A 19986-nucleotide genomic window follows, 5' to 3' on the forward strand; every position below is an offset into this window, starting at 1 on the left:
AGCATCGCGTTCGGCTCTGAGGCGTCCTCGTATCGTGCTTGGCATTCAACAAAATTGGCGGCGGCGGAAGGTAACTCGTGGCAGACTTATTGTGTCTCCACCGATCGAGCTACCTTAGCGATGTAAATCCCCTGCAGAAGGACGCCAGTACGATGAAGCGTAGGACTTTTCTTCGAGCAACAGGTATGGGTCTCTTTTTACAAGCGTTTCCATCTCTTACCCGCGCCTTCGGCCAAGCTGAGCGGGTGAAGCCTCGTTATGTTGCGTCGAAGCAGAGGGTCGACAATCGAGGCGTCCCTCCGGACGCGTTTCTGGACGAGCTTATTGCGTGGGGACGCACCGCGCCGGAAGACCTCTTTACCCCGAGTGCACACAAGGACGTTTATGCGAACGTCGAGCACGCCTTGGGACCTTGGTCGGGGATCGAGCAACGAAGAGCAGCCATGCTGGAGGTAATGCGGGTTTTGGCCGGCTTCGAGTCTTCGTGGAACTGGGACGCAGGTCGAGACATGACAAATCCCCGCTCCGTGGCGGCCGCAACGATGGAAGCCGGAGCATGGCAGATCAGCGCAGACTCGATGCACTTCGGGAAAGATCTTCGAGCCTTGGTGCTCCGACAAGTTGGCACCCTGGACGGCAACGACTTTCAGCGCGCGACGAAGCAGAATCACCCATTCGCGATGGAGTACGTTGCGCGATTGCTACGCATCACGGTGAACCACAACGGTCCCGTGAAAGATCATAAGATCGATCCCTGGCTACGCAAGGACGCAGTTGCGGAGTTCCTGCAATTGCTGGCTGAACCTTGAAAGTCCGCTGCTGACGACGAGGTCTACGGGATTGCGAAGACGGAGTACGCTGGAAGCCCGGCGGCCAGCCTGCTTCGATCGGCGCGGCCACCTTGCGGCGTTGTGAGCGGAAGTGGACGCTCACCGTTGGTTGATTCGCCGTCGATCCTCGCGGTGGTTCAGAAGAGCGGAACTATACACCTTCATGGACGCTCGAACTCGTGGTCGGCTCGGCGAGCCTTCCCTTCGGATCCCGTCTGGTCGACAAAGCGGAGCGCGTATTCCTCGCAGATGGCTGGACATGTGACCTGATAGGTGATGCCCCCATCCGCTTCGACGAAGGTTTGTGCGCGTTCGACGTAGGTATCGAAGCGTTCCTCGACGGGCGTCGATGCGAGGCGGTCGACGAAGCCCAAAAGACGAGCGGTGCGGTTCGTGTCAGGCGCAAGGACTGGCTCGCCGCCCTCCGGGAACTCGAAGTCGGCTACCCGCCAATCTGGTTTCATGACAGCAGGGAAGGAGTGTCAAAGTCTCCCCCGGCCCAGCCAACGTACTCATAATCCTTACCTGACTTTCAATCATTCAGAAGCGACATCGCCAAACACCTCACGGTCGCCAAGGGCTGAGCCGTCTGGCGTAGATCCCACAGCCATTCCACTTATCGGCCGTTAACTGCTGACTGGCAACGATAACGGGGGTGTTATCTAGAAAAGCCCGTGCAAATCGAGGCCGCTTTGCCAGGCATTGGCGTAGCCAACGAGCGGCTTGCTGGTCTTGCCGTCGCTAGATGGCACTTCAAGCATGAACTCTAGGTTGTTCCTGCGACGGTTTGGCTCGGCCGGCTCCGTCGAGTTGCACGAGACATGCTTTACGCAACAGATCATGCGCGACGGAACTGGTCTTGAGGGCTGCATCTGTGAGATTCGCCAGACGCGACCATACGCGCGTTATCTAGAAAAGCCTTGCGATTTGCTCGAACGAGCAACTAGAAGTTCTCCGTTCTCAAATTCAAACATTTGAGAGTCTTTCGCCGTGATTCGTGGTGTGGACCGGACGCGGACAGGATTGCAACAACTTCTTAAGGAGAACACAGTGAATCCTACAGTCGAAGCCAATCAGCTGAAGATGAAATACACGATCGATGCGTTTGCGCGGTTCGTACTCAGGCCGGCATACGGGCAGGTCCCTCAAGCAACTGAGGCGGTCTCCTCGAAAGAACGTCTTTGGGAAAGCCGAGTGTTGACCCCTGCGAGATGGAGACGTGAAGGAGAAAGCCAAGACACGTCACTCAACCGCCGCGGGTCGACGGCGCCCCTCCTCGCCATCGTATTCACTCTGCTGATAGCGATGTGCTGCTCAAGTGCCGTCGCGCAGAGCGGAGCAGGATCGATTCAAGGTACCGTAACCGACCCTACCGGCGCGGTTATCTCCGGAGCCTTGGTGCATGTGGTCCAGCAGGATACGAATACCACGTCCGACACCAAAACCAATAGCGTCGGCTTCTACCAGGTCCCGGGTCTCTTCACGGGCAAATACGGGGTCACGATAACGGCTCCGGGCATGAAGAGCTATCGGATTGTACTGGAGCTGTTAGTGGAACAACATGCCGCCATCAATGCAGTGATGGCGCTTGGGGACGTCAGCCAGTCCGTACAGGTCACGTCCGATCAGGTTCAGTTGATAACCACGGACAGCGGAACCATCTCCTCGACGCTCGAAAATGCCAGAATCAATCAACTCCCCATGAATGGGCGGTCGGTGACCACCCTGATAGGCGTGACCGTGCCGGGTGTCGAGGGAGGCACCCGTGCCAATGGGCTGATGGGTGAGGCGCTCGATTACGTCGCCGACGGTGTGCCCCTCTCGAACCGTCAATCTGGCGGCGTCACTTCGGCCAACGGCCAGTTGCCGGACCCGGACGCAGTTCAAGAGGTACGCGTGGAAACGTCCAACAGCAGCGCCATGTACGCCGCACCGGGCACGGTGATCATCACCACAAAATCGGGTACGAACCAGCTCCATGGTTCGTTTTTCGAAACCGCGCGCAACAATGCGTTTGGCATAGCGCGCTCACGCCAGAATCCTTCAAATTTCGCAGCGCCACACCTCGTTCGTAACGAGTTCGGCGCTTCGGCGGGAGGCCCGATCGTCTTGCCGCACATCTACGACGGTAGAAACAAATCCTTCTGGTTCTTTGCCTTCGAGCGTTATTCGCTGAGAAGCTTTACATCGGAAAATGTGTATGTGCCGACACCGGCGATGAAGCGGGGAGATTTCAGCGGGCTTTACAACAGTTCGAATCAATTTCAGCAACTTTACGACCCCAACACGACCGCCCCATCGGCTAACTGCAATGGGACGGGCCAGGCAAATCAGTGGTGTCGTGCTCCCTTCCTCAACAATCAGATTCCCCTCAGCCGCCTCTCGCCCACGGCCAAGGCGCTCTTCGATATCCTGCCGAATCCGAGCAATACCAACAATCCTTTTGTCAGCACTAACCTAACCACTCCCGGCATCTCCAACTCAACCAGCCCCACCATCACATTGCGCCTCGACCACCAGTTTAGCGAAAACAATCGAGCATACCTTCGCTATGGAAGCAACAACTACAGTGCCGTTTCTCTAACGAACAGCCCCGGCAATGCTCCGGCCACGCTTGCCGCGGATGGTATCCCAGCTGGCGTGAGCGGTGTGTCCTTTCTCCCCAGCGTCACCTATTCCGGAGCCATCGGCTTCACGCACATCTTTTCGCCCTCGCTCGTTTCGGAGACAGTCCTCAGTCAGCAGTGGGCGGCTCAGCACGTTTCTCCATTGGGTAACCCAAATCTGAACTATGAACAGATGCTGGGCTTACCCAATAATTTTGGAGAAACCGGTTTTCCGAGCTTTGGCAGCGGCGACACAATCCTGCAGAATGATTTGCAAGGCGGGCAGGGTAACATCTATGGCCTCAGCCAGATAGTGACCACCATTGACGAAAATCTGACGAAAACACTTGGCAGGCACCAGATGCAGTTTGGGGCCCGCTATCGTCACGAAGGGTTCGGTATGATCCCCAATTCATCGTCCGACGGTGTCGGTATCGGTGCACAGGGAACCGGACTCGAAGATCCGACGACCAAGACCACTTATGGGCAATTAAGCAATACTGGCAACTATTTGGCTGATCTTTTTATTGGAGACGCATCCGGGTATTCGGTGTCGAAACCGGCACCGTATGTACACTTCCACGACATGGAGTTCGATGCCTATTACCAGGACAATTTTCGTGTGACAAGGAAGTTTACGATAAACCTTGGCCTTCGATATGAAGCCCATCCAGCGATTGGGACAAAAGACGGCATCATGCTCGGCCTGGACTTGCCGACGCACAATCTTGTGCTGCCGAATCCCGCGTCATATTACGTGAACAAGGGACTGACGACCCAGGCAATTGTGACGAATCTGCAAAATCTTGGCGTTAACCTTGAGACCCCCGCTCAAGCGAATATGCCGGCAGCTATTCTGCGTAATTACGACCTGACGATTGCGCCCCGCCTGGGGCTCGCGTATCAGCTCTTCGGCGATAAGATCGGTACCGTGTTGCGGGCAGGTTATGGCCGATATATCTATCCCGTTCCCACGCGCTCAGTCATGAACACCGTCGCGAGGTACTCGCCGTTCGAGGCGACCTATTCTCAGAGCTACATCGTAGGAAACCAGTCGCCCGATGGACTGGCTAACTACGAACTGCGCGCCCCGCAAACCGCAACTGGCCCTCTCTCGTCCGGCACGCCGATCATGGGCGTCAACACTGCAAATGTAGTAGATACTTCTTCCATCAATGCTATAACAGCGGGATCGCTCAACGCCTACGCACTCAATCCGAATCAGCCGCCGGACTACGTGTCGCAAGTAAACGTCACTGTAGAGCAGGCTTTGAAGGGAAGCTCGGCGTTGCGCGTGTCATGGCTATACGTTCACGGCACCAATCTGGATCAATGGTATTACCTAAATACTCTTCCTTCCTCTTATGTTTGGCAGATGAATGCCGGAACGGCGGTGCCGTCGTCGTACTATCTGGAAGACCCCTACGACAACAAGGCATATTCTCAATACATCTACTATGAGCAGAAATCGGGATGGTCGAACGACAATGCGCTTCAGGCTTCCTATCAAAGACTTTATCATCGCGGAATTGCGTACCAGATCAACTACGTTTGGTCCAAGCCCTTCCGTGTTGGCGGTAACCGCAATAATGACAACATCATTTACCCCTATGGCGATTTTATCGGCAACACTCAAGGTGTAATGACGTCGGCCTATCCAGTGACAGCTCCGAACCGCCCGCCTTCTCCTTCTAGCGGTGCGCCGTCGTACACCTACAATCGTGCCTTGAACAGGTTTGAGAACTATAAGGTGGATACTGCCATACCGCTGCAACGTATCAGCTTCAATGGCATTGTCGATCTTCCTTTTGGCCGCGGCAAACGATATTTATCGCGTGTCAATCGGTTCGTGGATGAAGTAGTTGGAGGCTGGCAGGTCGCGGGCGACGGAACGGTCGTCTCGCAGGACTTCTTTGTGGCCAGTGCCAACTGGGGACCGACCAATCCCATCCATGTTTATAAACATCGAGCGCCGATCACCGATTGTCGAACAGGGAATTGCTATAAAGCGTACGAGTGGTTCAACGGGTATCTTGCACCGAGCGTCGTGAACGCGTCCAGCAAAGGCGTCACTGGACTTCCAGGCAATTGGGCTCCTTACTCCAGCCCGATCGACACCAACTACAACCCCGCAACCCCAGGCGGTACGGCGCAAGACCCCAACTACAACACCAACAACGTCAATGTCACGCTGCTTAACGGCACCACCGTTCAAAAAGTTGGTTTTTCACCAGGCCCGTCGACGAATCCGTTCACGAAGACGCTTCTGCATGGGCCTATGAACTATAACGCCGATCTATCGCTGTTCAAAGTCTTTCCCATCACGAAAACGGTACTTCTGCGAGCCAATGTCGATGCATTCAATGCGTTCAACATTCAAGGTTACACGAACCCCAATGCAACCGACGGTACGCAGCAAGTGCAAGCCGGTGGTGTAGGGGCTTCGTCTTATTGGACACCGCGGCAGCTGCAATTCACTCTCCGGCTGACCTTTTAGCGCATGGTTGCTTCGGTCGGCATGATGGCTTGATCGGTACGAAGACTGTTCTTCGAGCATCTATCAAGCGATGCCGATAACCCGCCTACCAGCATGGCGCTTGTGGGCGGGCAACTTGAGATTTGCCCGGTGTTTCGAGCCCTGTTCCTGTTTATTTTCACATCGGCCAATGAGGCGACGCGGTACTGCCCGCGATAGTCATTCGCCGGAGGACTGGCGCAGGAGATTGAAGAACTGTGTAACGGCATCCTTGGAAGCTCCGTCTGTGATCGCGGTGGCTTGCCGTGCATTCGTCCGGTCCGAGTGGCTGAGTACGACGCCGCTCGACTCTTTTCCTCGAACCTCGAGATAGCTGTCTGAATGTTCGGGCGCTCGTGCGTCGCGGAGCCACACCGTGCGGCTCGCTGTCATGCGGACAACGAGTTGCTTGCCAGACATGCGTGGAGCGGAACCCGGATATATCGATCCGCTCAGCTCGGCTTCCAGAAGGATGCGATCCAGAAGATGTTGGACATCGGATTGCCGACGAAGGTGAGACGAACCGTGGCGGAGATGAGCGTCAAGCTCTTGTCGAACTCACCATGAGAGGATGAATCAACGCCGCGGCGAGAAGCGAACGTCACGGAGCCGGTGCGAGGCAACTCGACTCGACCGCGCATCTTCTGGCCGATTCTGTTGTCGTCCCTGAAGACGAGCGGAGAAAAAAATCGACAGATCTAACGCGGTGGCGTACCGGGTAGTAGGTGGCAGGCAGCCACATCGAGATGGGTCGGAGAACCGGCGAGGGTACTGAGGCGGAGCAACAGCTCGAAGTAACGGAGTGCGCTTCCTGGTCCAATGCCACAGGAGCTCAATGCGGTTGAAAGACGTGTGGGATCGGTGATTAATCGTCCAGCGGCGTCCGTGCCTTCGCCGTTCGCTCCGCCCACAAGCAAAACTTGTCCGTTCTGGTCGAGATTGGGCACCAGGGCAATGATGGCGTACGATTCGCCTGTTGCCCCACCCAGAGCGGTTGGCACATATACAGGCAATTCGTGAGGGCTCGGCCGCACATTCCGGACAATCTCCTGTTGGCTGTCCTTGTCGATCACAAACTGAAAATCCAGTTCATTGCTGAATAGGGACGACCACGGGTTGGACGACGGACTGCCCACGAAGATGAAGTTATCGTCGGTCCGGAGGTCGGAGATAGTGATATGCCGGGACGCGCGTGCATCGATCACCCTGTGATTTTCCTGAGCCAGAGCCGAGATTCTCGCGATGATGGGAGCGTCGACGTCGGAGGTTGAGCTGCCTTTGGAAAATACAGTATCGAAATAACGAAGCTCTTCCGGCGTTAGCTTGTTCGGCTCAGCGATATATTTGCGATTTGCATAATCGGCCAGTGGAACAGAATTTCCCGAGATTCCACGAAGCACAACGAGGGCGTAGTCGCTTGTGATCAGATGCGTGGGATGAGAAGAGTTGAAAAGCGCGGACCACGGAGGGATTCGCGCAGCGGATGTTGTCGCGCGAGATGACCGGTACCATGCAAGACCTGCCAAGAAACCGGCAACGATAGTACCGAGCAAAGAGCCGAGGATCACCCACCGGAGTCTCCCGCGCCTATCGTCCACCGATGAGGCTTGATGGGGAATGACCGATGATTCCAGACCGGACTTGGACAAACTCAACGGGTCTGGAGCTGTATCGACTTCAGGAAGCTCCGCAGCGGGAGCAGATGCCTTTACCGAGGCCCTGTTGGTATGCTCGGATATCGAGTCGCTGTTGGATGGCTCGGGAGTTTCGTCCTCAAGAAGCTCGAAGACGGGGACATATGAACCTGCAGGGCACGAAACCCGCAATTCGTCCTGATGCTGCGGATCCTCATAGTATTTGGAAATGCGTTTACGAATCTTTGAGGCAGTCACGCGGACTATGGGATCGTTGATGGTGTCATAACTGGGATTGCGACCGAAGACTTCGATGCCAAGAACCCGTTCTTTGAGAGAGTCGGCCTCATCGGCGAGCGTACGCTGGACGATAAAGCGCAAAAAATCGCCGCATCGCTCGCTTTTGGCGAAGCCATCGTCGAGCAGGAGACGATCCAACTGCCTTTGAACGGTCAATTTCTCGTCTTCTGTCTTTGGCACCCAAATTTTGCGTGTTTTCTTCGCCACCATCCTTGGTACAGCCTCTCGATGTCAAACGGATGATAGACGATAGGGCAAGCCCTTGTCATCTGTGCCGCGAAGGGCTGTTGCCGTTGCGGGGCCAGCATCGCTTTCGAGCGGGTCCGTCTCTCGCCCGAAGTAGAGCTTTGTGGCGAGTGCACCGTTTGGCGTCTCAGCGGGAAAGGGGAGTGACGAGTGGGACGGCAGCATCGACGATTTCCACGATGCAGGGCGTTTCGTTTGCGGTGATACCGCTTTGCGGAGCACCGCTGACCGCTCGTCCACTGCCTGACGGTTCAGCGAAGAGACCACCGCGACCATCTCCAAACCCAAGACAAAGCCGAAGCCTTGTCCCGGTCGTTTTCGACGTTGATGTCGGCCTGCGGAAGAGCGGCCATTTGTCACGCTTGGGGTGGTTGCATTGATCGGATTCACTGCCATCTAGTATGGCCGCCGACTGTCCAAAGCGTATCGTGGCGCCGCTTACCGGCTGTTGTCCGCCGTGAACTCTCCCGGAGATGGGAACGGCGGGCGTCTGGGACGAGGGGAATGAGATTTGAAGGCGACCCGACAGTAATGGGGTGGCCACGGGGCCTTCAAGGGTTTTCTAGATAACGATGAGATAAGGGGCTGCTGAACCCGAGGGCAAACGCTGGGAGGGCGGAAGTCTTGCAGGCCACGCCTGTCGAGAGGGGCGGGCGTGAGCCTGCGTGCGTTATCTAGAAAACCCTTGCGAACCGCCGGAATGAGCGATTAGAAATTCCACGTTCTCAAATTCTGACTTTCGGTGTTCTGAGCCAATGCCTACCATTTCGCTTGACTGCTTTTGGAGAAGGTCGCTATTTCCATTCATGGCGCTCTTCCTGATGCTGTGTGTTTCGTCTCGGTGTGCGTTTGGGCAGGCCCAGAACACCGGAACCGTAAGTGGGCACATTGTGGACATGGTGCGGTTACAGAGTCACTGCATGTCTTCTTGCCCAGGCCCCGGAGCATAGATCTTGTAGCGTCCGATGGGACACTTACAGCGCCGTACGCCAAAGCCAATCTTGAGGAATTTGAAATGAAGTGGACGTCGATTTGTCTTTTTCCGAGTAAGTGTTGCCTCGCCGCGAGAGGCTTGCATGTCGCCGTGCTATCGGCTCTTTGTGCCGCCGTGGGTTGTGGGAAAGGCGCAACCGCTCCTGCCTCGTTGCCGGTCGCTGCTTTGCCGAGTTTTTCGCCTGCCGGCGGAACGTATAGCACGTCCCAGATGGTGGCGATTACGGATACATCGCCCGGCGTGACCATTCACTACACCACGGATGGCTCAACGCCGACGAGTGCATCTCCTACTTATTCGGGTCCCATCACCGTTGCAGCGGCGGAAATGATCGAAGCATACGCCGCCGAGATCGGTTATACGGCCAGCGCAGTGGCGACAGCCAGCTACACGTTCACGAACCTCCCTGTGGCAGCGACTCCGTCGATCTGGGTTGCAGGAGGTGCGAACAGCTCTGAGCAGACGGTAACCATGACGAACACAAGTACCGGAGCGACGATTTATTACACCGTGGACGGGTCGACGCCTACCACTAGCTCCGCCGTCTATGCGACCCCTGTCATTGTGCGCGCAACCGAAACGATCAAGGCGATTGCGGGCGGGGCTGCTTATAAGACGAGCACTGCGGCAAGCACGGCGGTGACGATCGTTGCCGCTCCGTGGGATACGCCGACGGTTCCAGGCCAGATTGCGTATACAGAGACCGTTCCTCTCGCCGATGTGTCGCTCTCCGGCGCCGGCATGATCAATGTGGTAACTCAAGGAGGTGTAGACAACACCGGAGGTGCCGATGCCGCCTGCGCGATTCAAGCGCTGCTGAAGAACTCAGCGCTGACTCGTAACGACCACCAGTTCGGAACGGCAACGCCCATGGAAGACGTGATTATCTACTTTCCCACCGGGACGTATCTATTGAGCAATCCGAGTTGTTTGCCGCTGGTGAAGAACTATAGCGACGGAACGCCGGCATACGGCATGGTGTTTCTCGGGCAGAGCCAGTCAGGCACTGTCTTCAAGCTGAGCGCCAACACGGTCCCGGTCGTGAACTTCACCGGCAGCGGAACGCCCGGAAACCGTTTGCTTACCGTATCCAGCACCAAAGGGTTGTATGTGAATCAGCTCTTGAAAGGCGCCGGAATGCGGGAAGGAGTTTCGATCGCTTCGATCGGTTCAAACTCCATCACGCTGACCGGCAGCCCAACGAGCACGGTCACGTCGACACCGATCCAGGCATTGACACCTCTCATCCTTACGCAGTCCGCCACCGACGCTGGCGTCGAGTACGGCAACCAGGGCTTCAATAATGTGATGGAGAACTTCACCATCGATGCGAGCGCGGCCGGCAACGATGGCGCCGTCGGCATCAGCTACGTCGTGAGCAACAAGGGAGCGGTGCGCAACGTCACGATCCTGGGCGACAGCGACTCGGCCATGCAGGGAACCGGGATCGACATGACGCGACCCCTGATCGGGCCGGGGCTGATCGAGAATGTCTCCATCACCGGCTTCAATTGGGGTATGGACGTGGGCAATACCACCACGGGGCTCACGATGGAGCATGTCACGTTCGACAACCAGATTTCAGGCGCCCTTCGCAACGACAACAATCTTGTTGGCGCCAACGCGATCTGGGTCAAATCCGGACAGGCAGCGTCGGCCATCACGAATGTTTCGACCGACGGCATGATTACGATCGCGAATAGCCGCTTCGATCAGCCCGGTGCTTCGCTCGTGTTGAATCTTGCTGGCGGAGCAGTTTCGATCCACGGCACGAACTTCGCCACGGGACAGAGCAGCTTCAACTCCGTTGCGACGAATGTGAACGGTGTGTTGGTAGGCTCGACATGGACCGCGGACAACGGTCTGTTCCTGCCGCTGACCATCGATACGCCAGTTCTCCCTTACGATGCCTCGTCACAGTGGGTGGCGCCGGCCTCCGGGATGAGCGCGGCGTGGACGGATGAGGTGGGCACTCCGGTGGATGCCACCGCTCCGATCAATGCGGCGCTTGCTTGCCGCGGTACCACGTCCACGCTTTATCTTCCGCACGGTGTCTGGTACGTCAGCTCTCCCATTCAGATACCGTCCTGGGTCGATCGCATTGTTGGCATGGACTCGACGATCCGTGCGCTGTCTTCGTCCAACTTTCCCGCCGGTTCACCGATCTTCGATGTAACCAGTAACTCATCGGGAAGCTGCCCATTTGCAAACACTCTCGTCATCGAGCGTCTGGCCTTCGACAACGCGGGAAGCAACGTCTCCTATAGTGTTCGAATGGATGCCCCGGCAAGTGGGGTATCTGCACGTACTGTGGTGATCCGCGATGTGTCCAATAACACTGGGGTGTATCGCGTCTCCGGGGCTGGCGAGCTGTTTGCGGAAGACATCGCCACGAGCCCGTACCGGGTGGATGGAACGAACTACTTCATGGCTCGTCAGTACAATTCCGAGGCAGAGTCCCTGTGCAACAGCGGCTCGTGCAATCCCCGGGTGACGAACAACGGCGCTCCGGCATGGATCTTCGGCATGAAGACGGAGGGGCCAAGCAATGTGATCTACAGTCCAATGACGACTGCGCCGTATGCCATCACGGAGCTTCTTAGCGAATTTCTGAATACCGCTCCCGGCACGAGTGATGCGACCGCGCCGGCCACGAACTGCACGCAAGCGGGAAACCCAGTCAGCACGTCGAGCCAAACGGCGGCGGTGTTCATCGTCGGTGCCGGGCCTGTGGTGGAAGCGAATTTCATTGAAGATGCCAACCCGATTGCCACCAGCGGCCAGACGGTGAAGTCGCAGACCTACCCGTTTTACGTCAACAATGCAGGAAACTGCCCCAACGCCGGAGCAGGGTATTATCCGTGGTCTCCCAGCAATCCATACGTCATCGACGGAATCGATGTGATCCAGCGACCGACGACACCGGCAAACGGAACAGAGGCAGGCTTTATCGTGCCCGAATTGCTTGTCAAACCATAGGTGCATCAAGCGCAAATGCGGTCGATCGTCCTATCTTTCTTGGCCAATCGCAGCGAGGTTGCGGTTCACAGCGATCCTGCGCAGCACCATGGTGAAGGTCAAAACCTCACTGTGAAGCTTCATCAGGTTATTGTCATTACAAGGAGGGACTTGGATGAAGTATCACTCTCTGGCACCTATTACGGTTTACTGAGAGAGTAGCTTGCGAAGTCCGTCGTGGAGGGGCGGCTGAGCTTGAACAAGGCGGCAGCCGAGTTCAAGATTAGCCGCCAGAGCGCGGGCAAGTGGGTCAAGCGCTATCGCGAACTGGGTCTGGAAGGGCTGACGGATCGAAGCTCCCGGCCACACCATCTCCCGACCCAGACAGCTCCGGCTGGCAGATACGAGACTCGTCTGTCTGAAATCATCGTATCACCCGGTGAGTGCATCGGCGATTTGGTATCAATCCAACAGTTGCTGACGATAAGAGTGTCTGCCGGAAAAGGTTCGGTGGCTAGCGCATTCAACTCAAGGCAGTTCAAGACTGACTGTATCGCCACATTCTAATGGAGGGGCAATCGTCATGCTGCCGTCGTCCACTCCGCCCGAAACTCGCTTGATAGAGTGGCACCGCACTGCAACCAGAGTCAACACTGGGAGACTGACGATCAGATCATCACGAACTTCTTGGTAGTCCGCTTCGAACGTTAAAATGAGTGGATAAGCAGAAGCGAGGAGCACGGAACTACGCCGCCTTCGTCGCCACACAGCTAGCTAACGATTTCCTTTGAAAGGCTGTAACAGAGTGATCGGGAACTTTCGTAGATAGAGTGAACCAATTTCATTCCATCTGCAAAAGGACACATCCCTTGAAGAAGAACTTCATTCTCCTCTTGTCGCTCGCGCCAGTTCTCTATCCCGCGATGTGTCTGCTCGCTCAATCGACCAATGCGACCATGAGCGGTCTAGTGAGGGATCCGGCTGGCAAAGTCCTCTCGGACGCGCTGATAGAGGTTGCGAATACCGCGAACGGGAGCCGGTACACCAGCAAAACCAACGGTGAGGGCATCTACTCGTTGTCGATCTTGCCTCCAGGCCAATACATCGTGCAGGTTTCAAAAGGCGGATTCAAGACCCTGATCAAGCCCGGTATCGTCCTGAACGTACAGAGCGCTCTCTCGTTGAACTTTACGCTTCCAGTCGGCGCCGTATCGGAGACCGTTACCGTAGAAAGCGGTGCCTCGCTCGTCAACACGGTCGATGGGGCCGTGAGCACCATCATCGATCGAACCTTCGTTGAAAACATGCCGTTGAACGGGCGCTCTTTCCAAACGCTCCTGACACTTGCTCCCGGCGTCTCGCAGGTCGGGGCCTTCGCGAGCGGGAACAGTGTGGGGTCGAGCGGAGATATCGTGGTCAACGGCCAGCGAACCGAATCGAACTACTATACGGTCGACGGCGTCAGTGCGAATACGGGGAGCCAGCCCGGGCTCTTCGGGGCGGGAGCGGGCACCTCCGGCAGCACGCCCGGTCTGACTGCGGTAGGAAGCACGCAAAGTCTCGTCTCCGTGGATTCGCTCCAGGAGTTTCGCAGCAGCACCTCGACCTACTCGGCTGAGTATGGGCGTACTCCCGGCGGCAACTTCTCCTTCAGCACGCGGACGGGGACCAACGCATTTCGCGGAAGCCTCTACGACTACTTCCGCAACGACGCGCTCGATGCCAACAACTGGTTCAACGACTTCCACGGTCTACCGAAGACGCGGGAGCGGCAGAATGACTTCGGAGGCACTTTTGGCGGGCCCATCGTCTTCGGCCATCATGCCTCGACCCCGAGTACACACTTCTTCACCTCGTACGAAGGACTGCGCCTGCGGAGCCCTCAGCCCGCCATACCGGTGCCGGTGCCCACCGATGCGCTGCGCGCCCAGGCTCCTGCAGCGTTGCAGCCTGCTCTCAATGCATTTCCCAGGGAGAACGACGGCGATTCCGGTCTGAACAACGGCTTCGGCTTCTTCTTGCAATCCGTCTCCTATCCAGCGCAGTTGGACAACTGGAATGTGCGTCTCGACAGAACCCTGGGATCGAAGGTTTCGCTCTTTGGCCGCTTTGCCGACAGCCCTTCCTCGACCACAACCTACGCGGCGGCGATTGAACAGACATCGAGCCTTTACAACCGCACCGCAACGCTAGGCGCAACGCTGGTTCTCAGCTCACAGCAGTCGAACGACCTGCGATTCAACTTCACCCAGAACGGCGGAACCTTTTCTTCGCGGTCAACCGATGTCGGTGGTGCAACGCCACTCGTGCTCAGCACACTGCCAGGACCGACCGGGTCGTTTCCCACTGACGCGAGCCGCTTGATTGTGACCTTTACCTTCGCATCCTTCACGAAGTTGGATATCAGGACCGCGCCCTCCGACCAGAAGCAGATCAACATCACCGATACCCATAGCTGGTTGTTGGGACGGCATAGCCTGAAGGCTGGCGTCGATTGGAGACGACTTGCAACGGTGGTGGAACCGGTCAACCCGTCCGAACAGATAGCCTTCACCGCGTATACCCAGGTCCAGACAAACAAGCCGGCCTCCGTACTGGTGAAAGGGGATGCCCCGCATACGATCGAGCCGGTATACCTCAACTTCTCGACTTTTCTTCAGGATGAGTGGCGGATCTCTCCGAAGCTTTCCCTCTCTTTGGGATGGCGTTGGGATATCAATCCCGCTCCCGGCGATGCGCGAGGTCCGAGGCCCTACACCGTCACTCAGGTCGATAATCTCTCCACGACCAAAGTCGCTCCGCAGGGTACTCCGCTCTGGGGAACCGACTGGATCGGTCACGCCCCCCGAATCGGTGCGGCATACGTTGTGAACCCGCAGGCTCGTTTGACGACCGTGGCGCGCGCGGGCTTTGGGCTGTTCTACGACCTCGGCACGGCGCTTGCCGGAAACGGTTATTCCGGTATCGGTTTCCTCAGCCAGAGCTCGTTGCCGGGAGCCAGCTTCCCCTTGACCTCTCAGCAACTGGTCATTCCTGCGCCGTCGCTGCAAGCGCCGTACACCGCCCCCGTCTTCGCCTTTGATCCTCATCTGAAGCTTCCGTACGCCCTGCATTACAGCCTTGCGATCGAACAGAGCCTGTCTCCGCGGGAGAGCCTATCCGTGAGTTATGTCGGTTCGGGAGCCCATCGGCTCCTCACCAACTTCATCACCTATCCGCAGAGTCTGGGGAACGCCAACTTCGCTGTGGGGGATGTGCTACAGATCGCGCAGGGCCGAGCTTCGTCGAACTACAACTCCATGCAGGTCAAATATCAACGGAACATGTCGAAGGGTTTGCAGGGGCTCGTCTCCTACACCTGGTCGCACTCCATCGATAACGCCTCGAGCAACTTCATCATCTACCATCTCCTTCGAGCGCCGTCGGACTACGACATCCGGCATAACCTCCAGGCCGCCGTCACCTATCAGCCGGATGCTTGGCCGCTCAATAGCTGGGCGGGGAAGCTGGCCAATCATTGGGCCTTCGATCTACGACTGCAGGCTCGTACTGCGCTCCCTGTCGATGTCATTGGAACCCAAACCACCGATTCGATCTCCGGCGTCGTGACGCAGTACCAACCTAACCGTGTTGCCGGCCAACCCTTGTATCTCTACGGTGCAGCTTATCCGGGTGGGCGAGTGATCAATTACAACGCCTTTGCCTATGCGGCAGCGGGCGTTCAGGGAAACTCTCCCAGAAACATCGCGCGCGGCTTCGGTACCGTGGAACTCGATCCCGCGTTGCGGCGCGAGTTTCCCTTGACCGATCAGTTCCGGCTCCAGTTCCGCGCCGAGGCCTTCAATATCGCCAATCATCCCAGCTTCGGATCGATCTACAACTACCTTGCCTATGGCCCCTTGCAATTCGGACAGGCTTACACGACCTTGAACACGGCGCCCGGCAACCTCAACTCCCTCTACCAGGTGGGCGGGCCACGCTCGTTGCAACTCGCTCTCAAACTCCTGTTCTAAGCAGCCTCCAACCCGCACTGCGGTCGTCTCGACCGTTCGAGGAACCATGTCCAAACTGCGGAATCAAAGCCCTATTCTGGCGGCGTGCGTACTGGGCGCGCTCAGTCAGGGAATCGCACAAAGATCGATCAGCCCTCCCCATCCGTTCAATGTGAAAGACGATTTCGCCATCACGCAATTCGGCGACGTCTACCGAAGTCCACGAGAAGACCTGGTCTTTTCGCCGAGCGGTCGGTGGTGCGTCGCCCACACCGTTTCCACCTCGCTGGAAAGAGGGGAGATCCGTGACTCTCTCCTCTTCTACGAGGTGCCGGAGGTCGGAAGATGGCTGGAGAACCCGGCGGTTCCTTCTGAACTCCGCCCGGCGTGGACGGTCGACGAGACCTCGAAGACTGCCTTTGCCGATGCTCCGCTCATCAGCCAGATTCGATGGCTGCGTGATGACAAGGGCATTGCCTTCCTGGTTCGTACGGGTGCCGATGAGACCCGTCTCTCCCTCGCGCTGATCGGCAAACGGCAAGTCACACGTCTCAGTCCCGAGTTTCGCCAGATGCTCTCATTCTCCGTGCAGGATGAGGCGCACTATGTCTTCACCGTGCCCAGCGCGGTGTCGCGCAGAAGTTTGCAGCAGGATATCGCGGCACCGTTCCGCGTGGGAACCGGCGAGTCGTTCAGTTCGTTGATGTTTCCCGGTCAAGCATCGGCGAATATCCAGAGAGCGGAGTTGTGGAGTGTAAACGGGAGTAGGCCCGCGATCGTGAAAGACGGAACGACCGGATCTCCGGTCGTTCTTTACGAAGACGGTACTCGCGAACTCACACTTTCTCCCAATGGCAAGGCCGTCGTGACGCTCCGCCCCATCTCGAATGTACCGCTGGAGTGGGAGAATCTCTATCCGCCGCCGTTTCCAAACGATACCTATCGCGTACGGCCCGGCCCGCAGGATCTGTCGGCACCATTCGGCTGGTCGTACCTATCGGAGTATGTCGCCATCGATCTGCGATCAAGCACCGTCACCTCACTTGTTCAGGCGCCAGCAGCCTTGCGAGCGGGCTGGCAGGAAAGTGTGGCTTTGCCCTCGTGGTCGGACGATAGTGAGAGCGTCCTCCTACCTGGAACATTTCTCTCGCATGAGGAGACGACTGCCGGTCAACCCTGTATCGTGGTCGCTCGGATGCAGCACCATACATCCGAATGTGTCCGCCCCCTCCATGGAGAACTCGCAAAAGGCGCTGCTCCAGGATATGAACGCATCGACCGGGTCTCCTTTGCTTCGGGACATAGCGATCAGATCGTGACCGGTTCCGCCGACCATGAGCATGGAGGAGAAAGACAAACTCGTTACGCCCGGATCGCGCAGGGACATTGGATGATCGCTCCTGCGATCGCTTCGGAAGACGACGAGCGGATGAGGTTGCCCAATCTCACGATCCGAGGCGATATCTGGACTCCTCCGGTGCTGGTGGCAAAGGATCCGAAGAACGGAAGGACACGCACTGTCCTCGATCCCAATCCTCTGTTGCGCAGCGTCGCACTTGGCAGTCCTGAGCTCTATCGGTGGACTGGCGGCCAAGATCGCGCGTGGCAGGGCAAACATCGCGTGCGACGTCGCATTGCTTGGGTTGGCTCTACTCATTGCAATTGATCGGAGGGGCTTCAGCGAAGGCGCTTCTGCTCGTACCTGAAGCAGCGCACTTTAGTCTGCCGAGCGGGCTGCGCGCCACAGACTCTGCGAATGGCAGTAGTCCATGAAGACTCTACCGAGAAAGCGTGACCGTCGGATGAGACTCAACTCAATCCAACGGGAGTTGTGGCAAGCACCGAATAATCGCTCAGTAAGGGTGTCTTGGGTCGAAAGAGACAGATTGCGTCTTCAAGAGCCCGAACTGCACTTCGAGGTGAGCGGAACGATCGTTACCCATCAGTTGGCCTTTGCTCTGAAAGAGCGGATAGGGTCGCGTGTCGGTTAGAACGAGCACTGCAGCCATGATGGGTAGATTCTGTTGGCCTTCATGCAACTGACTTATCTTGCGCCTCGTCGATCTGCAGCTATCTTTTTGCGTTAGGAGAGCGGTCGAGTCGAGTGCTTACTTCGACAAGATGCCCATAGCAAGCCCGCGATACCCGCTGCTTGGGAAAACGATTTCGCGTGGATGAGTTTGACCGTAAGGAATAGTCCTTGCACGGCGTCGTCGAGGATAGAATGTGGGTGACATCGCTAGTTGGTTTCGCTAGAATCTGACCGATTTAGCTGCACCCGGCAGGGAAGTTCTCTGTTGTCATCCCTTTCATTGGAAAAAGCATGATCGAGTGCAAGGAACTCACCAACAAAGTCGTGCGCCGCTTCGAGTTGTACGAAGATGGTGCCTACGGGCCTGAAATCTTTGTCGAATTTACCGATGGAACGACGTTCTCAGCATGCCTGAGAAGTCAACTTTCGATCGAGGCAAAGTTCATGAGCGACGAAGGGGGAGAGCCGTGTGTCCTCCGTGATTACTCCACGCCCGCAACGGCGCGTTAGTGTTCGGAAGTGGACTGCGGGCTCGCCGGCCTGAGAGTCATTCCATTTGGAAATGACCGAATCCCGGAATGGAATTGGACAATATAAACTCCGCAAGGAATGCTATCTCGTAGAGCCCGATCAAATTATCAACCGCGATTGATCGCAAGGCTGTATCGCATCGGGCCCCGAGGTGAACATGGTAATGCTTCTTCCAAGGAAACCCTCCCCTCCCTGGAGTCCGGAAGCCATGGCGATGGTGGTGCAGGCGAAGGTACTCTCCGGCAATAAGCTCGAACAGTTGGTGGTCCGGCTGCAACGGTACACGGGAAGGTCCAAAGAAGCGTGCTGGCGCTTCGTCATTCAATACGGTCTCAAGGGTCGCGCAGAACACCGACGATGGACCGAGTCGGAGTTCGAAACTGTTCGCGAAGAGCTCGTAAAGCACCCGGTCGAAGAGGTCGCGCGGAAGTTGAATCGCAGCCCAAAGGCCATTCGCAATATGCTGATGCGGAATCACCTTAGCGTTCGCGAGATTCGCTGCGACCTCTTTTCTCTGGAGAGCTTGGCGACCGCACTCCATGTTCGAAAGTCTGAAGTTGTCGCATGGATCGAAAAGAGTTGGCTTCCAGCCGAGGTGACGCAACGAGGTAAGCGGCACTTCTACACAATCACGCCAGAGGGGCTGATGCATCTCTACAAGCATCATCAACAGGATCTCTTGCGCCGCGGAATGCGAAATCAAGCTCTCTTCGAGGCCTACGTACAGTACTGTTATTCGCCCAAGCATACCGTGGGACAGCAGTTGCTGGAGGTCCGCCGTGATAAACGCGAGCGGACAGCTTACCTGGCAAGTCAGAACGCCGATAGCTCCTCAGACGGCGGAGAAGACGATGAGGAGGTAGAAGATGACGATCTTCAAGCAGAAAGCCGCCAAGTTGCCGAAGCAGATCGCAGGGCGCGAGAGGCATCATCGGACGACTGAGCTCTGTCCGTGTTGCGGCGCGGTCGTCCATCGCGAGATTTCGTCGGTTTGGGGCATCGTGAGAGATTCATTTGGAGCTGGCTTCTTCGTCTTATTCTGTGTGTTGTTCTGGAAGGGGGCGGAGACTTGGATTCCAAGACAAGCGGCTTGGATCGTGGCCCACTTCATTTTTCACGCCTCGATCAGAGGCTGAAGTCTGTCAATGCTCCCTGCGGACACACGCGCCCTTGACGATTGGACTCGAGAAGGTTGCATCGGCGAAAGGCTGCATGCAACCTCTGATAGGGGATTGGGCGCGCGCGTTTAGCGCACGAATTCAAGATGCTCCTCATCGCGGGCAAGCTATCGTCGATTATCTCGACATTTGCGGCCCAACTGAATTTGGTGGATTTACCATACTGAGAG

Annotated in this window: 10 protein-coding genes; 8 read left to right on the plus strand and 2 right to left on the minus strand. The window is 56.9% G+C overall.

The window, feature by feature from the left end; all coding sequences use genetic code 11:
• Positions 1-185 precede the first annotated feature (185 nt).
• Positions 186-809: a hypothetical protein gene (locus CHB87_RS04290; RefSeq protein ID WP_217897001.1), complete on the plus strand. Its 624-nt coding sequence runs from the start codon at positions 186-188 to the stop codon at positions 807-809.
• 182 nt (positions 810-991) lie between these two features.
• Here CHB87_RS04290 and CHB87_RS04295 read toward each other — a convergent pair whose 3' ends face one another.
• Positions 992-1294 carry a hypothetical protein gene (locus CHB87_RS04295; RefSeq protein WP_142988208.1) on the minus strand — a complete coding sequence of 101 codons (303 nt, stop codon included), beginning with the start codon at positions 1292-1294 and terminating at the stop codon, positions 992-994.
• Positions 1295-1880: 586 nt separating this feature from the next.
• Between CHB87_RS04295 and CHB87_RS04300 the strand changes: the two genes are divergently transcribed.
• Positions 1881-5933: a TonB-dependent receptor gene (locus CHB87_RS04300; RefSeq protein WP_142988209.1), complete on the plus strand. Its 4053-nt coding sequence runs from the start codon at positions 1881-1883 to the stop codon at positions 5931-5933.
• Between the two features lie 716 nt (positions 5934-6649).
• Here CHB87_RS04300 and CHB87_RS04310 read toward each other — a convergent pair.
• Positions 6650-8095 carry a hypothetical protein gene (locus CHB87_RS04310; RefSeq protein ID WP_089407132.1) on the minus strand — a complete coding sequence of 482 codons (1446 nt, stop codon included), beginning with the start codon at positions 8093-8095 and terminating at the stop codon, positions 6650-6652.
• Between the two features lie 1051 nt (positions 8096-9146).
• On the opposite strand from CHB87_RS04310, the gene CHB87_RS04315 reads away from it, so the two are divergent.
• The 6 genes from CHB87_RS04315 (at position 9147) to CHB87_RS04340 (ending at position 19581) form a co-directional block, all read left to right on the plus strand.
• Positions 9147-12104 (plus strand): chitobiase/beta-hexosaminidase C-terminal domain-containing protein, encoded by a 2958-nt coding sequence (locus tag CHB87_RS04315; RefSeq protein WP_089407133.1) that lies wholly within the window; start codon positions 9147-9149, stop codon positions 12102-12104.
• Positions 12105-12320: 216 nt separating this feature from the next.
• The gene (locus tag CHB87_RS04320; RefSeq protein WP_089407134.1) at positions 12321-12650 is read left to right on the plus strand and encodes a helix-turn-helix domain-containing protein; all 330 of its coding nucleotides are present in this window, start codon (positions 12321-12323) and stop codon (positions 12648-12650) included.
• Positions 12651-12952: 302 nt separating this feature from the next.
• Positions 12953-16096 carry a TonB-dependent receptor gene (locus tag CHB87_RS04325; protein WP_089407135.1) on the plus strand — a complete coding sequence of 1048 codons (3144 nt, stop codon included), beginning with the start codon at positions 12953-12955 and terminating at the stop codon, positions 16094-16096.
• Between the two features lie 46 nt (positions 16097-16142).
• Positions 16143-17741 (plus strand): hypothetical protein, encoded by a 1599-nt coding sequence (locus tag CHB87_RS04330; RefSeq protein ID WP_089407136.1) that lies wholly within the window; start codon positions 16143-16145, stop codon positions 17739-17741.
• A gap of 657 nt (positions 17742-18398) precedes the next feature.
• Positions 18399-18617 (plus strand): hypothetical protein, encoded by a 219-nt coding sequence (locus CHB87_RS04335; RefSeq protein ID WP_089407137.1) that lies wholly within the window; start codon positions 18399-18401, stop codon positions 18615-18617.
• Positions 18618-18846: 229 nt separating this feature from the next.
• Positions 18847-19581, plus strand: a complete 735-nt coding sequence (locus tag CHB87_RS04340) for a hypothetical protein (protein ID WP_089407138.1) — start codon at positions 18847-18849, stop codon at positions 19579-19581.
• The last annotated feature ends 405 nt before the right edge of the window (positions 19582-19986 follow it).

Origin of the sequence: Granulicella rosea (assembly GCF_900188085.1) — a bacterium.
GTDB lineage: Bacteria > Acidobacteriota > Terriglobia > Terriglobales > Acidobacteriaceae > Edaphobacter > Edaphobacter rosea.

Coding starts and splice junctions, on each gene's coding strand:
- CHB87_RS04290 (WP_217897001.1), top strand. CDS start 186: ATGGGTCTCTTTTTACAAGCGTTTCCATCTCTTACCCGCGCCTTCGGC.
- CHB87_RS04295 (WP_142988208.1), bottom strand. CDS start 1,294: ATGAAACCAGATTGGCGGGTAGCCGACTTCGAGTTCCCGGAGGGCGGC.
- CHB87_RS04310 (WP_089407132.1), bottom strand. CDS start 8,095: ATGGTGGCGAAGAAAACACGCAAAATTTGGGTGCCAAAGACAGAAGAC.
- CHB87_RS04315 (WP_089407133.1), top strand. CDS start 9,147: ATGAAGTGGACGTCGATTTGTCTTTTTCCGAGTAAGTGTTGCCTCGCC.
- CHB87_RS04330 (WP_089407136.1), top strand. CDS start 16,143: ATGTCCAAACTGCGGAATCAAAGCCCTATTCTGGCGGCGTGCGTACTG.
- CHB87_RS04335 (WP_089407137.1), top strand. CDS start 18,399: ATGATCGAGTGCAAGGAACTCACCAACAAAGTCGTGCGCCGCTTCGAG.
- CHB87_RS04340 (WP_089407138.1), top strand. CDS start 18,847: ATGGCGATGGTGGTGCAGGCGAAGGTACTCTCCGGCAATAAGCTCGAA.